Raw genomic sequence first — 19,265 nt, forward strand, 5'->3', positions numbered from 1 at the left:
GGAATTGGCCTAGCAACGGCGGATGCGATGCAAACGCACTAAGCTTGACGAGTCGTTACGACCTGTGCCATTTGACTCCAGGAGAGACCGAGATGAACCTTACGCCGGTTGGGATCGATATCGCGAAGCGTGTCTTCCAAATACACTTTGTTGACGCTGCCACGGGCGAGGTCATCAACAAGCCGATAAAGCGTGCGAAGCTTCTCGAACACTTTGCGAATCGGGCCCCATGCCTTATCGGCATGGAGGCATGCGGCGGTTCGCAGCATTGGGCGCGACAACTGGTGGCGCTAGGGCACGAGGTCAAGCTGATGCCAGCGGAATTCGTAAAGGCCTTCAACATCCGTAACAAGAACGACGCAGCAGACGCTCAAGCGATATGGCTCGCGTTGCAGCAGCCGAGCAAACCGGTAGCCGTAAAAACCGAGGCGCAGCAGGCAATCTTGGCGCTGCACCGATTGCGCCAGCAGCTGATCAAGTTCCGCACTATGCAGATAAACTGCCTGCGCGGACTCTTGACCGAGTATGGTGAGGTCACTGCACGAGGTCGCCTTGCGCTCGATAAGGCAATGCCCATGATATTGGCGCGCGTTTCTGAACGGCTTCCACTCGCGCTCATTGATACGCTGCGGGAACAGTGGGCCGCGTTATCGAAAATCGACGATCAAGTGTCTACGATTGAACGGCGACTTCAACAAGCCGCTATTAACGATAACGGCGTCAAAGCGATTACTGCAATACCCGGCGTCGGCACGTTGACCGCGACTGCAGCCGTCGCCTCGATGGGTGACGTGCGTGCCTTCAAATCCGGACGTGAGTTTGCCGCCTGGATTGGCTTGGTGCCCCGGCAGACTGGTTCCGGCGGAAAGGTGGTTCTTGGGCGAATCAGCAGACGTGGCGACACGTACCTGCGCACGTTGCTGATACATGGCGCGCGAAGTGTCCTGTACCGCTACAAGCAACCTAATCCGTGGCTTGAGCAGATCAAACAGCGCAGGCCGGCAAATGTAGTGGTTGTCGCGATAGCAAACAAGATTGCCCGAATAATTTGGGCGATTCTCAGCCATGACTGCCCTTACCAACAGGGGCACGTCAGTACTAGACCCGCCTAATCGAGAATTCGTCGAGAAGACGGCGTTAGTGTAAGCCCGCTTGTCCATAGGTTGCGTCGGCAGTCGAAGCGATGACGAGATAGGTCGGACCGGTACTCGCCAAACCTGAATGCGCATACGAGCTTCAAGCTCGCTTGATCAAAGAGGCGCGAGTAAGCGAATTTCATCGGGGCCCGCAGTGTGCGTCTTGCACTGCATCAAGGCCGGATATACAGCAGCAGTCCATCTACCTGTCAGCGTGCACTTCTGCTTCGCAAAAGGGAGGCGTTCATATACATGCGCATGTTCATCCGGTGCGCGGGCATGCTCTCTCCGGCAAAAGCCGGCGAGCATAGCTCGCGTGGTTGATGTCATGCGCAACGCCAGTCCTGTCGTCCGGTCCGTTCGGTCACGTTCCCGAAACGGCCGGTCACGTTGCCGAAATCGCCGGTCACGATCCCGAAACGGCCGGTCACCTTCGTCCGAAATACGCAGCTTACCGTGGCGCGACCGTAGCGGCGCGGCGACTCCCTGCTGCGTCAGCCGCAACTTCAAATCGCAGGCCATGACTGATGACCATGTGCTGGAGCTTGCTTATGCGAGGCGACCGCGGATACTTTCGTGTGGTGCTAATCTGCTCCGTCGCATGATCAATGCGCAATACTATTCTTTCGCTCGAATGTGGCCGGTCGATGACTTCCTCGACATTGTCCGCAGCAGCGGCGGCGGCTACGGCGCGCGTCAACCGGCCAATACTTCAGCCTACCTTGTTCGGCTTTGCCGGACATACGCTCAAAAAAGAGCCCACTCTCGAAGGGCGGGCCTAAAGTCCACGCTCCCCGAGAGAGACGGGAACGGAGCAGACGCCTTCGTGCTCGCAATCGTCGTGCCCATAGCTAAGGGCGGTCAAAAGGTCAACGCCGGCAGCAGGCGACGCAAAGTTGCGCATCTCTCGGAGCTCGGTCCACACACATAGTCGGCGCAGTAACGCCTAATCATGCGCCGGGCGAGTTTTAAACACCGGAACCCTTGGCGCCCGACGCGCGATACTGCGATGCTCCGTATTCCTTGCCTCCTTTTTTGCAGCCGGGTATCGATCTGCATCCCGGTTTCCTGGCGAAAGATTGCGCCGCAGGGTTGGAAGCGCTTGCCCTACGGTACTTGGAGAAGAGAACGACCGCGAAGCCTCGCAACATGACGACACTGGAGGGTTGGCGTCGATTGACATGCGATAAGTGCCCCACCTCCGTGCCGGGGCGCGTCCCTTTCTGTGCGGCGAGTTACCGGGAACGACTGCGAATGCGCGCGCGGGATACGAGTGAATCTATCGTGGCCTTCGCCTCTGCGCGCCGATTGTCAGATTCCATGTTTTTCAACCGGATCGGGCTGTCTGGGTGTAACGCCCAATAGAGCGCCGCGAACCAGCCTACAATCGTCCATCCCAGTAGCACGTTGAACAATGCGAGCGGAAGAACTGAATGTCGTTTGGTCCGATCCGCGAGGATCGCAGGCAGCAGGTAGACTGCAATGACCGCGACGGCCAGCAGGATTTCCCGAAGTAGTAAAAGTCTCATCATTTTCATCCACCCCGGCGGTGGCCTTTGCGCCTTGAGCGCGTCAAGTCAACGACGATGCGGACACTGAGCTATTGTGAAGAGCAATTGGACGTCTTCATTACTATGAACACACGGCACGACTAAAAAACGGAGCGCCGGCCATCATCCAAGGTGTCCGGTTTGCGACCGTTTTCGATCACCGAGCTTCATCGCCCGCCGCAGACGGCCAAGAGCAGATCGGACTGAGTGAGCATTCCGACCAACTCCGCGTCATTGCGTACGACAGGAATGTGATGATGTCCGTTTGCCATGAAGCGCGGAATCACCTCGGAGATGGGTGTATCGACATCGACTGTACTGACGTCTGATTGCATGACCGTCTGAACCCGTTGCCCTTTGTCTTCTAACTCGCCGCCCGGCCGGTCTTCCTTGAGTTCAGAGGTAACGCGAAGGTCGCGCTTAGGCGGCGAAAAATCTTCCCGCGTAACGACACCGACAAGCCGCCCTTCGCGATCAGTCACAGGAAGCAGTTTATACCCCGTTTTATCCAGTAATGCGCGTGCCTGGTGAATGGTTGCATCTGCAGTGATGGTCGTTACGGGCGCGTGCATGACCTGTGCGCACCTCATGTCCAAAAGCATCCGGAAGCGTGCTTGCTGTTCCAGTTGCTCAAGAAGCGCATCACTCCGGCCTCTCGGATTCGGTGACGTGAAGGCGTTTCTGATGCGCGGATACCGGAAACGAAAGCGGAAAACCGCACTGTGGAGAAGCGCTCGCCATCTTGCAAAAATGAGGGTCGACATATTTACCTCGTACTCGTCGGCGTGTAGGCCGCTAATAGCGGTAACTGAATCCCAACTGTGGAGCGCCGGACCTCTTTCAGGCTGAGCGATACAGCGCCCGTCCGTCGCAGTGTCGTGACACGCGTGACGGCCATCGCTGCCATCCCACGACGAAGATCGTCTGCAGACCTGCGCACCCTTCAGAGGATTAGTCGCGTCAACTACGACAATATTGAACGCCCGGCCGTAGCTCGGTCGACATGGGGCGGTAAATATCAGCTGGGTCAACACGGCGATCCGTCTTCCACTCTTATATCACATCGTGATATATTTAGGTTGCGTCACAAAGAACAGGAGGGGCTATGTTGATTAACAGCGATTTCGAGATTGGCTACCTGATCGTCGTTTCTGCGCTGCTCGGTATCGTCCTTTTCGGCGCGCTCCTGAACGCCTTGCATCTCGACGGCTGGCACCCCAAGATTGTCAGCGCAGTGGTGGGCGCATTAATAGGTGTGGCGTTGATCGAAGCGGTACCGGCGATCACATAGCGAGCACAGCTTCTGACGCACTGGCGGCTTTGAAGGGCGCAAGCCGTCTTCGGACGGGCGGACGGATCGAACGCTCGTCGAAAGTAGTCGCAATGCGTTCAAGCCACTGGCGCGAACTTCTTTGCGGAAGCGTTCTGCCCGAGATGCTGAGCACAGATCGTTGTCGCGCCACTAGTAGCCGTCGCCGTCAACACGCTTGAGAGGCGGCACCTTCATTGCTGAACGCTTTGGCGGGGTTTCTGAGCTGCACGGTCGCGTAACGGTCTCAGCTTAGATAGTTTTTCGGGCCGAACTGCCTTGGGGCCAGCGCGATGCAAACTATCGACGTTGCGGAAACCGGATTCGAAATTGGTTGGGATTTCGCTCGATTTGGCCGTGCATTGGATCGCGCGTCCAGCGAACAGAGCCTACTGGCCGGATACCGGGCAGGTCGTGAGCATTTTCGCGTTCCGCAGCATTTGCCCGATCGCTTCGTGTCGAAATGGTTGCAACTTCGGCTCAACGCATTTCGACGCCGCCGGATTCTCGACCGGGAAGTCACTCCTGCCTACTTAAGAAAGATCGACTGCGCCATGTGTCCGATCACGCTGATCTCCATGACGCATGCCGCCTTGACCGAAAGCGACTGGTCGGTCGATAGGATCAACAATAACGGAGCCTATGCGCTCGGCAATCTCATGGTGATGTCCGTCAAAGCGAACCGAGCCAAGGGAGCAAAGAGCTTTGAAGAGGTCATTGAACTGGCGTCCACGAGGGCCGAAGGCGCAGTGCTCGGTCTTTCGAAGCGCGAGTGGGCACGCCTTGCTTGCGTAATGGTGGGCGCGACGAGTTGGAGCAGAGGTAGTCCCCCTCTTCTCCCGCTTCTCACTCGGCTTCCGGAGGATTCACGGGCGCCGTTGTACTTCGTTTTCCAGCAAATGCTCCTGCTTACAGCGCGTTGCGCGGCGGAGCGCAATCGGATCATGAAGGCACTGTGTAGATTGCACCCCTCCGGTGAGCGATCCGCTGTCTTGAGATGTGCAGTGGAAAGGCTGGCAGTGAACATGAGGGATGCCGCCTACCCGTACGACGCATTGGCTGACGAAGGCGTGCAGCGTCCGATGAGAAACTGGTTCACCACTGTGCCGTCAGCGAGCGTCCCCGGATTGCTCCAAGTTTGTTTCCACTACGGCGCCGGGCGATGCGAAACGACGCCTCCAGTTGCGTGGGCGCTAGAAACAAGCGGCCGCTTCTAACACCATTTGAAGACCCGCGGGACGCCGTCACTCGAAAAGTATCTGCCCAACAATAGATGGAAGGGCGTCGACGATCCTCGTGTGAGTAAACGCGCCCGTGATACAGATCGAGCGCGCCGTAGCCGCTGCACCATGCGCACTGGCCTGTCTGATAACGACGGCGCAAGCGCACTGGTCGTCCCGGCGACATCGCGATGCGCCGCTATTATGAGCAAGGCGCGAGCAGGGCGAGTTATACCGCTGACGGACCTAACCGGCTGGTAAGCAGAATGATCATCAAACCGGGTTAGACAATGATGACTAATTTTTGACGAGCGCGCCACTCGGCCGCGTCAGCGCACGCCTCCGGACAATGTTGCCGACGCACAGTTGTTCCCACATGCCGATGCGACTGCAGAAGGATAACCGTGCCGAAAGCGTGGCGAGTGCCGTGTCCCTATGGCGCGAAGTTTGCGTCCCTGCATGCACAGGCGATCCGGACGCAAGTTGCTACCCAGCGGAACCCGGAGTACTAGATTGGAGGACATGATGAAGACGCTAAAAATCGATCAGCTCCGTCCAACCCAACTGACGCATGGCTTACGAGAAGTTTTGAAAAAAGCCGAGACTTATCGGAAGCTCAAGGGTCACGAACTTGAAATGGCCATCGCGGAGAAGCCTGTTCCGATTGTATATGGTCCGAGAGGCGACGCGTATGCCATCGACCACCACCATGTCGCGGCCGCGCTTTGGCGGGCGGACGTTAAGCGCGTTCCTGTCGTTCTTGTCCGAGACTTCTCGACGCTTTCGCCGGCCGAGTTCTGGCTCACGCTCGAGAACAATCGTTGGGCCTACCCCTACAACGCTCTCGGTCAGCGCATGACGTTTGAGGACATGCGTGAACACATATGGACTCTCGAAGACGACGTCTTTCGCAGCCTTTCCGCAGCGGTTCGCGATGCGGGTGGTTACGAAAAGACTAACGTACCGCTCGAGGAATTCCGCTGGGACGACTTCTTCCGGCACAGCTTGCCGCAGCCAAGAACCGACGCGGAGTTCGCTGCGCTGACGACGAAAGGGGTCAAGCTGGCGAAGACGAAAGCCGCATTAGGACTTCCGGGGTATCAAGGTCCCGCGGCCTGACCGCTTCACAACCGGAGACGCCCGCCCACCGGCATTTTCCAACGGAGGGAGCAATGAGCTTGTTGCTCACTATTTTCGGCGAGGGAAAAGACCTCGATAGCTTCCAGATGGCCGCGCGCGCCGTGGCGGTATTCTTCGGTGCGCTGGTCTTCATACGCATTGCGGGCAGACGGTCGTTTGGTCAACGCTCGCCGTTCGATTACGTCGTCGCGATTCTGCTGGGTGCTACGCTGAGCCGCGTGATCGTGGGCGCCTCGCCCGCGATACCGACCGCGATCGCGTCGCTCGTCATCGTGTTGATACACCGTGCGCTGGCATGGGCGTGTGTTCATTCACCGGCGCTCGAAAGAATCGTCGCCGGTGCACCGAGGGAGATTTTCAAGAACGGCAACTTCGACGAGAAACAAATCTCGGCCGCGCTCATCACCAAGACCGATGTGTTTGAAACGGCCAGGCAGCAGTTGCACGCATCAACCCTCGACGATGTGGAAGCAGCCGTCCTGGAGCGAAACGGCCAGGTGAGTCTCATACGCAAGAAGAAGTAACTTCGCTCAGGCTTGCGCCTATCCTTCGCGCTGAATCCTTATCGCCACGTCCAGGCCCGTGCCTTATCGTCGGCTCAGTAGAGGTCCGCCGCGTCGAGCATGCGGCGTCACTCAGCACGTAAGCGGATCGAGGTCGTCTGCAACGACGCATGACGAACAACGGTCTATAACACTGGCAGTCGTCATTGCCCTTGTGCCGCAAATATTCAGTGCGTTGCCCAAGCAGTGAACGTAGCAGCGCCGCCAAGCGGCTTCCTGCAATCGTCACCCATTGCCTTCTTCAACACCGCGTGGTCTCCCGGGGCGACGACATTGACGCCCGACAGGCCGCGCTTGTTTAGCGCAAGAAGGACTCCTTCCGTACACCCGACTCACGCTCCATCTCATAGCGCGTCAAGTCAGGTAAGGCATCTTGTAGCAACCCCTACCGGGTGCCGCTGCGAAAAGGCAAAACTTTCCTCGACGAAATCGTAGACCGCATTAAAAATGTCACTCTTGCGCCAATAATTTTGTCACCTCGCGGTGGAAACTCATGCCCACGCCCGCTCAGCCTTACGAGGCAAGGACTCTCGGCGCGAAATAATTTTGTCACTGGGGAACGTCACTTGTCAGGGTTGGGCGGCAGGCAGCGCCCCAACGTCTCAGTCCGGGCAATGAGCCGCCGGTCGAGGTCATCGTCCGATTAGGATGCCCGAGGCCTCATCTTTCGGTCGTTCAATGACTGCTGTCCGGCGAGCGCATTGCGGGCAGCTCCGCCTCAACCCGGCCATGACCGGTCGTTCGACGCCGTCACCCAGATCGTCGACAATCGGTGTCTTGGACATTTAGATTATCTGCTACCTCATGCGCAGATTACAGGCATCGCGCTTCTATATTGCGGGCGGCGCCATCTCGGAGCCGATCTTTATACTGGACGGTGCAGCCTCCGAGTGGCTCTTCGCGTCGGGATTCTGGAAGCGAATCAACAGCTCGTTGGGGACGATGTTCGACCAATTCGAAGAGGACGAGGCCGAGCCCCCGATTCTTTTACAAATTGCATCAGAGCTAGAGTGTTGCCTTCGTTCGCTTCACTCGCAGAGTGAAGACACGGTGTGTTTCGTTTGCGGTTGCTGCACGAATGGGGACGCTCACACTGTTGAGGTTCAGCGGAAGGATCTTGTCTCCCAACTGGCCATGCTCCGAAGCCTCCTTGCTTCGGCTGCTGCGAACAAGAACGTCGTTGAATTGAGTCTTTGACTGCGGCCTGCTTTCGAAATCGGCTGACCACGGCCATGAGCGGACGATCGCGTCCACCCGCTGTGGGACATTCGAACGGCGGCTATCTTTCAAACTCGGACGCATGCTGATCGCTGCGCCTTAACGAAGCACATCCACGATCGATATGCTATCGGGCTCACGCGGTCGACAATGATGTAACTTGGCACCACCACCACCTCGCGTGTGTTCGGCGCGCGGCCCTCGGGGTAGGCGTACGGTGGTGGGTAATGTTGCGGCCGCCGCGACAATTGTGTCGAATACTGCGTCGGCCGCGCGGTTTCCTCCGCACCCCGGTCGCCAATCGGTCGGCTCGACGGCACATCGGGTCCAGGCATACATACCGCGCAACCGTCCGACAGAGATCCGCAGCAAACCATCTCAACTCTTGATGGGCCTCCTTTCTGCGAGCAGCAACCGTGATACGAATCACGACAACAGGCTTACTTTTTACTCCGGCGTCGATGGCCGTACTCTAAGCGTTGTTCAGATCGCAATTTAATTGCGTCATACTGCAAATTTTTCGCCATCTATAGGTAATCAAGCGTGAAGATACGAATTATCGCCTAGCGTGGCCGACGCGGCAAGGGCACCGGTTTTGGCTCCCGCAGTTAAAGAACCGACGAACGGGACGCGCGGCCTGCGTGACGTTGCGACGCGCGCGGCTCAACTGCCCGCATTTGGCTATCGACGATTCTGCGCCTGAAGCGCCGGGAGTCCCCGGCGCTTTGTTACGCTCTTGCTTTTGTAGGCTCGCGTGGGGTGCGGTTACCGTTTCGACGTGTCGTCGGCCGCATCTTTCAGGTTCTCTTTGGCGTCGCCCAGATCCTTGCGCGCCTCGCCCGCGACCTGCTGTGCGTCGCCCTTGGCTTCCTGCGCTGGATCGTCCGTCACCTTGCCGACGCTCTCATTGATTTTGCCCTTCACCTTCTCTCCGACCCCTTTCACCTGATCTTCATTCATGGCCTGTCTCCTGAGTTGCCTGCAGCGCGCAGACACAACACGCAGCGCAAAGGCCATGCCGACGCGCAAGCCGGCCCTAACCGCGCGTGCGTGCTTTTTCAGATCCTCGGACGACGGTGCAGGCGGAAAAAGAACCCGTACTAGCCCGTGTGACGAAAGAAACCGCCTTGCGTGCCGTTAAACATCGATAGAGTTGGTGAGGGCTGCCCTTTATACGAAGGCCCACCCCATCCCGTAACGGCAACAAGAGAGGAAAACGAACGCCGTGTTGAAGCGAAAAGTAGATGTTTTTATCGCTGGCGAAGCCTTATCGGCCGCCAAGAAGAAAGTGGTCGAACTGTGCGTTGAGAAAGCCAAGTCTGAAGGCTCGAGCTTGGCCGCGGCTGAGAAGAAGGGGGCGAGGCTGTTTTTTGCCTTCGCCAAGACGTGCTACGGGTTCTCTGAGGCGACCACAGCCCAATACCTGCGGGCATATGAGCGCTTCGTCGATTCCCGGCACCGCGCCGAGATGGAGGCGCTCTTCAGTGCGAGCGAACTCGCGGTTCTCGCTGCCTACTCGGACGACGAACTGACGGAGATCGTATCGGCGAAGGCAGCAAACCCCAGTCTTACTCGCGCAGGAATCAAACAGCTACTAAAGGCCCGTCAAGCAGCTTGAAGGGGCGCTTCCGTACTGACGTCGCGAAAGGCGATCAACCGCAAGCGCGTCCGCCGGGCGCCAAGTAATGATTTCGAAGTCTGCCCCCATGGCGTACGTCCCGGCTGACGTCCGGGGGCGACGATCTACTACTTCTTATACAGAGGAACATATGTCCAAACTCGATGGGGCAATTATTTACGTCGAACTAGAACGCGCCGGAACTGGCCGCGTTGAAATTTACTCGCGGGAAGCAACGAAGGAAGAGGCGCTGCAGATGTTTGAATCCGCGCGCAACGACAGGCGAGCAATTGAGGACGATCTTGCCTCGCGCGTCGCAGCGGAGGTCAAGGGCGACCTGCTCTGCGCAGGCTACTTCTTCGTCGAGGGCGGCAAAGACGCGCACGAGGATGTGGCGTTCCCGATTGTCCACGCGGTCGCTGCTATCAGCGAGCATTTCGGCGTCGACGCCGCGACGTTGGACCGCGCGCTTGAACCTGCGAACGTCGCCGCGCTCAGTTCCGCGAGAGACGCGGAACTGGCTTCGTTCCTTAAAGACCATCCGGAAATTCAAGTCTGCGCCGAAGCATTCCGTGAAAAGCACGGAAACGTGCAGGCGGCGTTGGCGGTGGAACTGGCCCTTGAGTTGGAAGGCGAAGTAAAGCACTAGCACGGTGTCGCCCAGCCCGCTGGCAAAGCCGTTGCTCTCACGCTGAACCGGGAAAATGCGATGCGCTCGTCGAGGCCTGGGCGACAAGACCGACGAAGAGGAATATCATCCGGAGCTAGAGCAACGGCAGCCAGCTGGATGAACGAAGACACGATTACTGAGATTGAGAGCGCCATCAACTACTGGCGATCGAGGCAGGCGGCGACAGATGACTTTGCTGTCTGCCCGAGAGCGAGGGTTTTGGCGGACGTGTACGGAACGATGATCTATCAGCGACGAGAGCGCGTCGAAGCGAGAACCTTGACGGCGGAACAGAATGAAGCGATTGCTCTTGCGCTCGCCCAGAAGGAACTTTTCTGACCCCGACGAGAGGGAGCAAACATGTCGAACGCTGGTAGCGCCATGGTGTGGGTCGACGCGGTGGCCGGCGGTGGACGCGTCGAGATCTATTCGCGAGAGGTATCGAAGGCGGACGCGCTGCGCATGTTTGCATCAGCCAGAAGCGACATGCGAGCGTTCGAAGAAGACCTCACCGACTGGGTTGCAACGGAGATAATCGGCGACGTTCTGTACGCCGGCTATTTCTGCCCCAAGAGCAAAGGCTTAGACGAGGAAAAGCAAGTGTCTTTCGCGCTCGTACATGCGTGCGAGGCGATCAGCAAGCATTTCGGCATTGACGCGGGAGTCCTCGAACGCGCATTGCGGCCTGAGAATCTGGCGGAGTTAGCCGCCGCACGCGATGCAGAAATCGCATCTCTGCTCCAAGATCTTCCCGAACTTACGAAAGACGCCGAGGCCGTGCGAGAAAAGCATGCGTCGGTGCAAGCGGCGCTTGCCGATGAACTTACGAAGGCGATCGCTTCCGGAAAAATTAAGTCTCACTGAGCATCCACGACGCGTCAGGCGCTGCCTTGACAACGCATTCGCGTCGGTAACCTCGGTAGTGAGCCGAATATCCCGCTCGGCCGCTACTCATGGAGAATTGGATGGCTTTTCGTGTCGACCCCTCGTCCATAGCGTTCCTCGAAACCCGACGTGGCATCAACGCGACGGCGACGATCGTGTCTGATGAAGGCGTGAAAATCGGGCGAGTCGACGATATCGCCGAGCGAATCGTTGCCGATGTCACGTTTATATCTGCCGCAGCCCGGTCCGCCTTCATTGAGCAGGCGCGGCGCGTGAATCCCGTAGTCCTTGGTCGCGCTGACCACAACGACGATGTGTTCGCATCCGAGTACGCACGAGCGCTGCTCGCCGAAGCGGAAAAAATCTTGCTATCTCGCCTCTGACGGTAAAGCAGCTCGGTCACGTCCGCACCGGACTCGATCTACGGCCCCCGCCCATCCATCACGTTACCGCGCCTAGGCTACACGTTGGTGCCAAAAGACACCGGCCCAGTTCCTCTACTCACGTGGTGCTTTTCGCAAGAGATCGCGCGCCACGCCGAGCATGCCGTCGGCGATATTGCTCGAATCGATGCTGTAGCTACCGTCACGCAACGCGGCTTTGATCGAAGCGACCTTGTCGATATCGATATCCGTTGCGCTCGACTCGCGCAACGCAAAGTTCGACGAAAGCGTTACCGCTGAGCTGTCCGCCGCAGCGGCTCGTGTTTGCGGGACAGTGCCGGCGGCGTAATCTGCTCCAATGGCGGACGTCCGGCGGACATTGATTTCGCGCAATGTATCTGCGCTCGGGTTCGTCTGGATCTGCATGGTGTCATTCCTCGCTGGCATGTGCCTTCTAACGGTGCCTCCGTTGAAAGCTTTACCATCGCAGCGACTGAGCGCACGCACCACAACCTTTTCAATCGGCGGAAGGCCTTGGCCGGCGCGGCTTTCCGCGACATGCAACAAATTGAAACAAAGTGTGAGTATCGGTCCTTAGCTCAAGCATCAGTGGCTGCCCTAACGACCGGGACCGGTAAGGATACTGTTTTGGCGAAGCGACCCGGCTTGACTCTACGTGGTTATTGGTAAGCTCATACCCGTCGAAACAACCCTGCAGTCGAAGTACCGAAGCGATGCCCAAAAGAAATCCGACAAAGTCGCAGCGCGCAGTGATGGACTTGCTCGATCAAGGCTTACCGGTAGAGCAAATCGCAAACAGTCTCGGCAAGAGCGCCTTGGCTGTGAAGAAGCAGCTGAACCGGATCAAACGCCGGGTCCGCGAAGGAAGGATCGTCCCGTCTCCTTTGCCAATCGAGCGCGCCGCGAGCGAGCCGCGCATCTACCTAGCCGGATTCGACGTGTTCCGCCGCGACGCGAAGGAACACGGCGAGCACCTCAAGCAGCTCTGTCGCGATCGCCGCTTCGTTGGCCTCTATCCACTCGACGGACAAGTGCCCTCCTCCCTTCAACGGCAAGACGCTGCTCGATGGATATATGCCGCAAACATCGAACTGATCCGGTCGGCCGATATCGTGATGGCGAACCTCGATGACTTTCGCGGGTCCGGTGAACCAGACAGCGGGACTGCTTTTGAGGTTGGCTTTGCGGCCGCGCTTGGAAAGCCGATATGGGCGTATCGATCCAACGAAGGGACGCTGGTTCAGCGCGTTGAGGCAGCGGCGACGGGAGGCAAAGGCGCTTACTGTGCTGGCGGCTACCTCATTGAGGACTTCGGTCTGAGCGTCAATCTGATGCTGGCGTGTTCCACGCAACTGGTTGTCGGCGGACCGGCCGCTTGCCTCGACGCCATTCGAAGCGAGGTCGACGAAGGCGGCCCCGTCTTTGGTGGCTCGGGGTTGGCGAAGCGTTAGCTTCGCTGTAGGGTTTGGGTTGAGCGAATTTCAGTATATCGACTTTATGCCTGACGATATTTGGCTTGTTGCACCCGAAGACGCATACGCCCAATGGCAGCGTGAAGAAGCGACGGGGGCCGATCGCCGCGCATTTGCCGACCAGTCGATCGTCCAGCACCGCTCGATGTTCTCGCGCTTCAACGACTATCTGCTCGCGCACGGCGCGACGGTGGCGAGCTTCGGGGCGGACCACATCGATGGATTCTTCGCGGAACTCGCGCAGGACTGCGCGCCCGGCACGACGACTCGCCTGCGTTACCTGAAGCTGATCGACCGGGTCACGCGTCATCTCGTGAACATCGAACTGCGCACCGATAATACGGCCGCGCTGATGTTAGTCAACGAGAACTGGCCACAAGACGAGCCAACGCCGATCTATCTTTCACCGGAAGACGATGCGCGGCTACAAGCGGTGTGCGTTGCAATCGAGGGCGCGGCGTTCAAGGAACTGCGAAACACGGCGATCGTGGCGCTATTTCTGGCGTCAGGGGTCACAGCCGCCGAACTCAAGCAGTTGCGCGTCGACGACCTCGATGTGCATGGCGAGCGCCCCACTGTCTTCGTTGACAAGCATGGACCTCGCATTGCACGGCGGGTGCCGATCGAATCTTTCGCGGTCGACGTGCTGCGCGAATATCACAAGGCGCGCAGCCGCATTCAGGCCCCGACGCAATGGCTCTTCATAGCCACTGCGGGCGGCAAGCCGATGCTGCCGGATACGATGCTGAAATGTGTCCGCGTAGCGCTACGCCGCGCTGACCTGTCGGCGGCCGACGAGAGTCCACGCTTACTCAGAAACACGTTCGGTCGTCGGCTGATCATCGCCGGCAAGACCAACGAGCAAGTGAGCAATCTTATGGGCTTGTCGAGCCACCGCACGGCGACTCGCCTTCGTCAGACACTCGGGCCGTGTGAGGCGTCCGACACACAAGCTTAGTGCCTTGCGGGCCGGCCTCGGCCACAATCGGGGATCGGACGCCGAGACGCGCTTGCCCCGTGTCACCTGGTCCGGGCAGGACCAGTACGTTGATCGGAATACCGTCGTCGCGTCATCGCTCGCCAGATGCTTTGTCACGGTCTTCCTGCGAGCCTAAACGACCGTTCGACGCCGCGCGTCGAGCCGGCGCACGCGTCACGCTGGAACCACCCTTGAGCCATCGATCAACGGCTATATAGCGGGCGGATGAGAACTCGACCATTTTCTCGACCGCTTTCGCCGTCTGTATTTGTTGCGCGATTTCGGGAGGAATTTCGCCACAGGCGATTAACACGCCCTTTCCGCTAATCGCATGCTCTATCGTCTTCCCACGAAAGGGAAGACGTACGCGAAACGACGGCTGCTCATCTGCGTCTGGCGAGTATGCAACGTCAAGCGTCGAGTCCGCAAAGTCGGTCCACAATTCGGCGAGTCCAGGGTGCTCACTGCCCGTCAGCTCCGATGCACGGTCGAACCCATCATTCACCTTGGTTATGCAGCGTCTGTCAGGGTCAATCAGGTAGCACAGAAACATGTTACCTCCTGCAGTTGGAGGCCTCTCCGAAAGCCAGCTTCCAGTTAATGACTTTGGTCGAATGGCTTGCTGCCCGGCCAAAGAACCGCGTCACGGTGTTGGGAGGCGCGGTACAGCGCGCCGTGGTGCTGACCGCCGCTTTAAGGATAGGTGGACAGCGTCAAGCAGCACGGCCGGTTTACCGACAACCATCTTGGCCGGTCGACCGGGATGATTGTCGGTCGTTATCCGGTCATGGTTGTCGCTCCTTGTTGATGTTTGTCGCTGGAGGATTGTCGGCGCCGGTTGTTCTGTTTGTCGCTGGCTGCGCGACGACGGTAGCTTTCGACGTTCATCTCGAAGATCGTCGAATGGTGGACGAGTCGGTCGATCGCAGCGACAGTCATGCCGGGATCCGGAAACACGTTATTCCATCCCGAGAAGGGCTGGTTGGCCGTGATCAGAAGGCTGCGGCGCTCGTATCTTTCGGCGATCAGCTCGAACAGGACGCTTGTTTCGGCCTGGTCCTTACGGGCGTACGACAGGTCGTCGAGGATGATCAGGTCGAAGCGGTCGAGCTTGGCAAGAGCTGAAGGCAACTGCAGGCTCTGGCGCGCAGCCTGCAGCTTCTGTACGAGCTCGCTCGTACGCGTGAACAGCACCCGGTAGCCGGCGTCAATCAACGCGTGTCCGATGGCCGAACCTAGATGACTCTTGCCGGCCCCAGGCGGACCAAACAGGAGCGCCGTGGCACCTTTCTCAAGCCACGAATCGCCGGTCGCGAGCGCCATGACGTGTGCCTTTGAAACCATCGGCACCATGCTGAAGTCGAAGGTCGCAAGCGTCTTGGTCGGGTCCAGATGCGACTCGGCACGATGTCGTTCAATGCGCCGTTTGGCCCGCTCGGCCAGTTCGTGTTCGAGCAATGCGCCGATCAAGCGTGTGGCCTGCCAGCCTTCCTTGTCGGAGCGCTCCGCAAACTCGGGCCAAAGGCGGGCGATGGTCGGCAGGCGCAGTTCATTGAGCATCAAGGCAAGACGGCCGGCATCGTAAGCATGCGTGCTCATGCGACCTCCTTGTTGAGCAGGTCGTCATAGCTGCTTGCGGGTGGCATCTCGACATTGACGTTTGGGCAATCGGCGTGACGCGGCGCGAACTCCTCGCGTAGAGCCTTCAGATCAGGCAGCTTGCCGTCAACCAGCAACGCGTTGAGGTGCGCGGCCAGCACGGCCTCGACGCCATCGAGCGCGGCGAGTTCAAGCAATCCAACGATGACTTTGCACGCCTCGCGTTGCGTCAGTCTCGCCTCCAGCTGTTCCCAGGTCCGGCGATAGGCCTCGCGCGGAAACAGCTCGTCTCGAAACGCAAGCCCCTTGAATGCCTGCGGCTTGCGTTTGAGGCTCTCAATGAAGTGTCGGTAATCAAGTGCGCGGCGGTTGTCGCCGGCACGCGAACCTCGCGAGGTGCTATGCACCAGCGCGCCTGACAGATAGCAGTCGAGCCGGTCACCATACACGCGCACCTTCAGACGATGACCGATCAGGCGCGACGGCGCGCTGTACAGAATGCCGCGTATGGTGAAGGTGCTGCAGCGTGTAACGCGCGCTTCTTCCTCGACGAAGTCGGTCGTGCGCCTTAACGGGAGATCCATGAGCTGTTCGCGCTCAAGGCGGAACGCCGCTGCGTTACGCCGGTTGCGACGCATGACGACCTCGCGCAGAAACTCATCATAGGCCGCACGATCAACGAAGTCCCGATGGCCGCGCAACATCAACGCCTGGTCGACAGCTTCCTTTAAATAGCGATGCGATGACTCCACGCTACCGTTCTCGTGGCCCAGGCCGCGATTGTTGCGCGTCCCGTTCATGCCGTAGTGCTCGAGCAGCGCCGCATAGCGCACTGTGAAGTCGTCTTTATCCGCGAGGTTTCTGAACGCCGCCGACAGACTGTCGGTGCGATGCTCGCGCGGACATCCCCCGGCCTGCCATAGTGCATTTTGCAATCCCATGGACAGTGCTTCGAAGCTCTCGCCGCCTTCAACGACATTAGCGTATTCCCAGCGCGAGAACGCGAGCACGAAGTGGTACAGCCGGTGTTCGAATGGCACGCCAGCGATCGTCACTCCCAGTTCGGCCATGTCGGTGAAGTCGGACAGGCCGCGTGCGCCAGGCTCATGCAACTGCGGGAAGAAGACTTCCTTCGGTGGACCGGACATCGCCCTCCAGTGCCGAATGCGCCGCTCCAGTGTGCGACGTGTGCTGTCCGGATACTGCCCGGGATGATCCTCCTGCAGCTTGCGCAGGATGGTGATCGCCTGAAGTTGTGGCGCGTTCGCAAGCATCGGAACGACTTCGGTGTCCCAGACGTCGGCGAAGGGATCGGGACGGGAACGCCAGTAACGACGGGGTTTCTGTGATGGCAGGGTGGTGTCACGTTCGATGCGCCTTGCGCTGCGGACACTGATGCCCGCCTTGGCGGCGGCGATCTCCTGCGAGTGATGTTTGCGTTTGGACATGTAGAGGCGAACCTGTTGGTCGGTAATGCGGGTTCCAGACATGTAGCTGATCGCTTTCTTGTTCGATCAGCCATCGTAGAACCCGGCCGACTCGGCGCCGCCGGTGATGCGTCGTCTTCGGCGGCTACGCCGCCTTCGACTCCTCATCACCGGCCAAAACCTTCGCCGCTACACCGGCCAACATGATTGTCGCCCTCCAGATAGGAGCAAAAAGAGCCCTGAGCGCGGCTTTCGCGTCGTCAGACCAATTGGGATAGGAGCCGAAGCGCAGACTCGTGGACGGAGGCGCGGCGAAGGGGCGAGTCGTCCGGCTCATTCCGGCCATGAAGCGACGATCCCGGCGGTGTGCTGCACGGCCGTTGTAACCTCCATACCGGACACCGCATTTCGGGTGAACGTGTCACACCCACTTTTGTCGACATTCGCGCAGCCTGCGTCTCGGAAAGACGCATCACGCGTGTCCCTTCGTTCGCGCGATTTTTCCACACGCGGAAAAGTCATTCCATCCATACCCGTCTAATCAAACCTCCGCGTGACGCCGACACTTCTCTCCATGCATTTCGTTTCATAGCCATCACGAATCACGGAGAAGAGTCATGAACAACGTCACGAACCAGCAGTTCAAACGCGTGTGGTTCATCACCGGCGCGTCGCGCGGTCTGGGCTCGCTCATCGCGCAAGCCGCTCTCGACGACGGTAATGCTGTCGTCGCCACCGGCCGCAACGCCGCCGCGATCGCCGAGCGGCTTGGAGAGTCGCCCGCGCTGCTCACCTTTGCGCTCGACGTGACAAACGAGGCACAGGCGGAGGCGGCGGTCGAAGCCGCGGTCGATAAGTTCGGCCGCATCGACGTACTGGTCAATAACGCGGGCTTCGGGCTGCTCGCGGCCGTCGAGGAATCGAGCGATGCTGAAGTTCGCCGCATCTACGAGACGAACGTGTTCGGGTTGCTCAACGTGACACGCGCCGTGTTGCCGGTGATGCGCAAGCAGCGTTCGGGGCATGTGATCAACACGTCGTCCCTCGTCGGTTATCAGGCGGCGGCAGCTGTCGGCGTCTACAGTTCGACGAAATTCGCTGTGGAAGGCATCACCGAAGCGCTGCATGCCGAACTCAAGCCGCTTGGCATTCACGCAACCATGATCGAGCCCGGGTTCTTCCGCACGGACTTTCTGGATGCGTCGTCGCTAGCCGTCGGCAGTACGATCATTGGCGACTATGAAGAGACGTCGGGCAAACTGCGGCAACTCGCAGGCGAGATCAATCATAATCAGCCAGGCGATCCCGCAAAACTGGCAACCGCGATGGTCAGGCTCGTCGATGCAGAGACGCCGCCTATGCGTTTGCCGCTCGGCACGGACACGCTTAAGGCAGTAGCGGAAAAGAATGCATATAATCCTGATAATACAAATTATCACGCATGACCGACGCGGCGAGGGTGCCTATTTTGCCTCGCGTGGTTAAATGAACGCGACGAACGGTCACGCGCGGCCCGCATGACGCTGCGACGCGCGCAGCGCAACTGCCCCGCATTTGGCTATCGACGACCTCCAGCGCCTGAAAGAAAGCGCCGGGAGTTCCCCGGCGCTTTGTTAGTGCGTGCAGTGCGGTTACGGTTTCGACGTGTCGTCGGCCGCATCTTTCAGGTCCTCTTTGGCGTCGCCCAGATCTTTGCGCGCCTCGCCCGCGACCTGCTGTGCGTCGCCCTTTGCTTCCTGCGCCGGATCGTCCGTCACCTTGCCGACGCCCTCATTGATTTTTCCCTTCACCTTCTCTCCGACCCCTTTAACCTGATCTTCATTCATGGCCTGTCTCCTGAGTTGCCTGCAGTGCGCAGGCACAATACGCAGCGCAAAGGCCATGCCGAGGCGCAAGCCGGCCGTAACCGTGCGGGCGTCCCTTTTCAGATCCTGTCATACGATCAGAGAACTGTTCGACATACGCACTGCCTGCCGCACGCTGAATGCGTAAGCTCACGCTAGGTCGCGAACGCCCCGCGGCCAAAGTGGTTCGGGTGTGCGCCAAAAGAAAGCCCGCAGTGAGCGGGCAAAAAT

General features: G+C 59.0%; 21 protein-coding genes. 13 read left to right on the plus strand and 8 right to left on the minus strand.

Annotation, left to right across the window (positions count from 1 at the left end; all coding sequences use genetic code 11):
* Positions 1–92 precede the first annotated feature (92 nt).
* Entirely contained in the window at positions 93–1,112 is a 1,020-nt protein-coding gene (locus LDZ23_RS30210; protein ID WP_244808667.1) for an IS110 family RNA-guided transposase, read from the plus strand.
* Positions 1,113–2,371: 1,259 nt separating this feature from the next.
* On the opposite strand, the gene LDZ23_RS30215 is transcribed toward LDZ23_RS30210, so the two are convergent.
* Positions 2,372–2,674, minus strand: coding sequence for a superinfection immunity protein (locus tag LDZ23_RS30215; protein ID WP_342346288.1), 303 nt, complete (start codon positions 2,672–2,674; stop codon positions 2,372–2,374).
* Positions 2,675–2,853: 179 nt separating this feature from the next.
* Positions 2,854–3,450 (minus strand): CBS domain-containing protein, encoded by a 597-nt coding sequence (locus LDZ23_RS30220; RefSeq protein WP_244808668.1) that lies wholly within the window; start codon positions 3,448–3,450, stop codon positions 2,854–2,856.
* A 341-nt stretch (positions 3,451–3,791) separates the two neighbouring features.
* Between LDZ23_RS30220 and LDZ23_RS30225 the strand changes: the two genes are divergently transcribed.
* The 4 genes from LDZ23_RS30225 to LDZ23_RS30240 all read left to right on the plus strand — a co-directional run bounded on the left by LDZ23_RS30225 (position 3,792) and on the right by LDZ23_RS30240 (position 6,879).
* Entirely contained in the window at positions 3,792–3,977 is a 186-nt protein-coding gene (locus LDZ23_RS30225; RefSeq protein WP_244808669.1) for a hypothetical protein, read from the plus strand.
* 311 nt (positions 3,978–4,288) lie between these two features.
* On the plus strand, positions 4,289–5,212 hold the full coding sequence (locus LDZ23_RS30230; RefSeq protein WP_244808670.1) for a hypothetical protein: 924 nt from the start codon (positions 4,289–4,291) through the stop codon (positions 5,210–5,212).
* 528 nt (positions 5,213–5,740) lie between these two features.
* Positions 5,741–6,334, plus strand: coding sequence for a ParB/Srx family N-terminal domain-containing protein (locus tag LDZ23_RS30235; protein ID WP_244808850.1), 594 nt, complete (start codon positions 5,741–5,743; stop codon positions 6,332–6,334).
* Between the two features lie 53 nt (positions 6,335–6,387).
* Positions 6,388–6,879 carry a DUF421 domain-containing protein gene (locus LDZ23_RS30240; RefSeq protein ID WP_244808672.1) on the plus strand — a complete coding sequence of 164 codons (492 nt, stop codon included), beginning with the start codon at positions 6,388–6,390 and terminating at the stop codon, positions 6,877–6,879.
* A 2,022-nt stretch (positions 6,880–8,901) separates the two neighbouring features.
* Here the strand turns inward: LDZ23_RS30240 and LDZ23_RS30245 are convergent.
* Positions 8,902–9,096 (minus strand): CsbD family protein, encoded by a 195-nt coding sequence (locus LDZ23_RS30245; RefSeq protein WP_244808673.1) that lies wholly within the window; start codon positions 9,094–9,096, stop codon positions 8,902–8,904.
* Between the two features lie 268 nt (positions 9,097–9,364).
* On the opposite strand from LDZ23_RS30245, the gene LDZ23_RS30250 reads away from it, so the two are divergent.
* From LDZ23_RS30250 to LDZ23_RS30270, 5 genes are all read left to right on the plus strand, one after another.
* Positions 9,365–9,754, plus strand: coding sequence for a hypothetical protein (locus LDZ23_RS30250; protein ID WP_244808674.1), 390 nt, complete (start codon positions 9,365–9,367; stop codon positions 9,752–9,754).
* Positions 9,755–9,905: 151 nt separating this feature from the next.
* A complete protein-coding gene (locus LDZ23_RS30255; protein ID WP_244808675.1) occupies positions 9,906–10,403 on the plus strand; it encodes a hypothetical protein in 498 nt (165 codons plus the stop codon).
* 138 nt (positions 10,404–10,541) lie between these two features.
* Positions 10,542–10,763 carry a DUF3717 domain-containing protein gene (locus LDZ23_RS30260; RefSeq protein WP_244808676.1) on the plus strand — a complete coding sequence of 74 codons (222 nt, stop codon included), beginning with the start codon at positions 10,542–10,544 and terminating at the stop codon, positions 10,761–10,763.
* Between the two features lie 21 nt (positions 10,764–10,784).
* Positions 10,785–11,288 carry a hypothetical protein gene (locus LDZ23_RS30265; RefSeq protein ID WP_244808677.1) on the plus strand — a complete coding sequence of 168 codons (504 nt, stop codon included), beginning with the start codon at positions 10,785–10,787 and terminating at the stop codon, positions 11,286–11,288.
* A 101-nt stretch (positions 11,289–11,389) separates the two neighbouring features.
* Positions 11,390–11,692: a hypothetical protein gene (locus tag LDZ23_RS30270; protein ID WP_244808678.1), complete on the plus strand. Its 303-nt coding sequence runs from the start codon at positions 11,390–11,392 to the stop codon at positions 11,690–11,692.
* A 114-nt stretch (positions 11,693–11,806) separates the two neighbouring features.
* Here LDZ23_RS30270 and flgM read toward each other — a convergent pair whose 3' ends face one another.
* Complete coding sequence (gene flgM, locus LDZ23_RS30275) at positions 11,807–12,118, minus strand: flagellar biosynthesis anti-sigma factor FlgM (RefSeq protein WP_244808679.1); 312 nt, start codon at positions 12,116–12,118, stop codon at positions 11,807–11,809.
* Positions 12,119–12,465: 347 nt separating this feature from the next.
* On the opposite strand from flgM, the gene LDZ23_RS30280 reads away from it, so the two are divergent.
* On the plus strand, positions 12,466–13,164 hold the full coding sequence (locus tag LDZ23_RS30280) for a nucleoside 2-deoxyribosyltransferase (protein ID WP_244808680.1): 699 nt from the start codon (positions 12,466–12,468) through the stop codon (positions 13,162–13,164).
* A 19-nt stretch (positions 13,165–13,183) separates the two neighbouring features.
* Complete coding sequence (locus tag LDZ23_RS30285) at positions 13,184–14,143, plus strand: tyrosine-type recombinase/integrase (RefSeq protein WP_244808681.1); 960 nt, start codon at positions 13,184–13,186, stop codon at positions 14,141–14,143.
* 112 nt (positions 14,144–14,255) lie between these two features.
* Here LDZ23_RS30285 and LDZ23_RS30290 read toward each other — a convergent pair whose 3' ends face one another.
* From LDZ23_RS30290 to istA, 3 genes are all read right to left on the minus strand, one after another.
* Positions 14,256–14,717, minus strand: a complete 462-nt coding sequence (locus LDZ23_RS30290; protein WP_244808682.1) for a hypothetical protein — start codon at positions 14,715–14,717, stop codon at positions 14,256–14,258.
* Between the two features lie 224 nt (positions 14,718–14,941).
* Complete coding sequence (gene istB / locus LDZ23_RS30295) at positions 14,942–15,763, minus strand: IS21-like element helper ATPase IstB (protein ID WP_175983301.1); 822 nt, start codon at positions 15,761–15,763, stop codon at positions 14,942–14,944.
* Positions 15,760–17,253: an IS21 family transposase gene (gene istA, locus LDZ23_RS30300; protein WP_244807674.1), complete on the minus strand. Its 1,494-nt coding sequence runs from the start codon at positions 17,251–17,253 to the stop codon at positions 15,760–15,762. The genes istB and istA overlap by 4 nt, the downstream gene beginning before the upstream one ends.
* 554 nt (positions 17,254–17,807) lie before the next feature.
* Between istA and LDZ23_RS30305 the strand changes: the two genes are divergently transcribed.
* Positions 17,808–18,635, plus strand: coding sequence for an oxidoreductase (locus tag LDZ23_RS30305; RefSeq protein ID WP_244808683.1), 828 nt, complete (start codon positions 17,808–17,810; stop codon positions 18,633–18,635).
* Between the two features lie 186 nt (positions 18,636–18,821).
* Here the strand turns inward: LDZ23_RS30305 and LDZ23_RS30310 are convergent, their stop codons facing one another.
* The gene (locus LDZ23_RS30310) at positions 18,822–19,016 is read right to left on the minus strand and encodes a CsbD family protein (RefSeq protein WP_244808684.1); all 195 of its coding nucleotides are present in this window, start codon (positions 19,014–19,016) and stop codon (positions 18,822–18,824) included.
* Positions 19,017–19,265: the final 249 nt, after the last annotated feature.

It is taken from the genome of Caballeronia zhejiangensis, from assembly GCF_022879815.1.
Taxonomy (GTDB): domain Bacteria; phylum Pseudomonadota; class Gammaproteobacteria; order Burkholderiales; family Burkholderiaceae; genus Caballeronia; species Caballeronia zhejiangensis.

What these genes read in the sequence shown, in the direction of transcription:
- LDZ23_RS30215 (WP_342346288.1), bottom strand. Translation starts at nt 2,674, where the DNA reads ATGAAAATGATGAGACTTTTACTACTTCGGGAAATCCTGCTGGCCGTC.
- flgM (WP_244808679.1), bottom strand. Translation starts at nt 12,118, where the DNA reads ATGCAGATCCAGACGAACCCGAGCGCAGATACATTGCGCGAAATCAAT.
- LDZ23_RS30270 (WP_244808678.1), top strand. Translation starts at nt 11,390, where the DNA reads ATGGCTTTTCGTGTCGACCCCTCGTCCATAGCGTTCCTCGAAACCCGA.
- LDZ23_RS30280 (WP_244808680.1), top strand. Translation starts at nt 12,466, where the DNA reads ATGGACTTGCTCGATCAAGGCTTACCGGTAGAGCAAATCGCAAACAGT.
- istB (WP_175983301.1), bottom strand. Translation starts at nt 15,763, where the DNA reads ATGAGCACGCATGCTTACGATGCCGGCCGTCTTGCCTTGATGCTCAAT.
- LDZ23_RS30265 (WP_244808677.1), top strand. Translation starts at nt 10,785, where the DNA reads ATGTCGAACGCTGGTAGCGCCATGGTGTGGGTCGACGCGGTGGCCGGC.
- LDZ23_RS30235 (WP_244808850.1), top strand. Translation starts at nt 5,741, where the DNA reads ATGAAGACGCTAAAAATCGATCAGCTCCGTCCAACCCAACTGACGCAT.
- LDZ23_RS30255 (WP_244808675.1), top strand. Translation starts at nt 9,906, where the DNA reads ATGTCCAAACTCGATGGGGCAATTATTTACGTCGAACTAGAACGCGCC.
- LDZ23_RS30245 (WP_244808673.1), bottom strand. Translation starts at nt 9,096, where the DNA reads ATGAATGAAGATCAGGTGAAAGGGGTCGGAGAGAAGGTGAAGGGCAAA.
- LDZ23_RS30305 (WP_244808683.1), top strand. Translation starts at nt 17,808, where the DNA reads ATGAACAACGTCACGAACCAGCAGTTCAAACGCGTGTGGTTCATCACC.
- LDZ23_RS30225 (WP_244808669.1), top strand. Translation starts at nt 3,792, where the DNA reads ATGTTGATTAACAGCGATTTCGAGATTGGCTACCTGATCGTCGTTTCT.
- LDZ23_RS30230 (WP_244808670.1), top strand. Translation starts at nt 4,289, where the DNA reads ATGCAAACTATCGACGTTGCGGAAACCGGATTCGAAATTGGTTGGGAT.
- LDZ23_RS30210 (WP_244808667.1), top strand. Translation starts at nt 93, where the DNA reads ATGAACCTTACGCCGGTTGGGATCGATATCGCGAAGCGTGTCTTCCAA.
- istA (WP_244807674.1), bottom strand. Translation starts at nt 17,253, where the DNA reads ATGTCTGGAACCCGCATTACCGACCAACAGGTTCGCCTCTACATGTCC.
- LDZ23_RS30290 (WP_244808682.1), bottom strand. Translation starts at nt 14,717, where the DNA reads ATGTTTCTGTGCTACCTGATTGACCCTGACAGACGCTGCATAACCAAG.
- LDZ23_RS30260 (WP_244808676.1), top strand. Translation starts at nt 10,542, where the DNA reads ATGAACGAAGACACGATTACTGAGATTGAGAGCGCCATCAACTACTGG.
- LDZ23_RS30240 (WP_244808672.1), top strand. Translation starts at nt 6,388, where the DNA reads ATGAGCTTGTTGCTCACTATTTTCGGCGAGGGAAAAGACCTCGATAGC.
- LDZ23_RS30310 (WP_244808684.1), bottom strand. Translation starts at nt 19,016, where the DNA reads ATGAATGAAGATCAGGTTAAAGGGGTCGGAGAGAAGGTGAAGGGAAAA.
- LDZ23_RS30220 (WP_244808668.1), bottom strand. Translation starts at nt 3,450, where the DNA reads ATGTCGACCCTCATTTTTGCAAGATGGCGAGCGCTTCTCCACAGTGCG.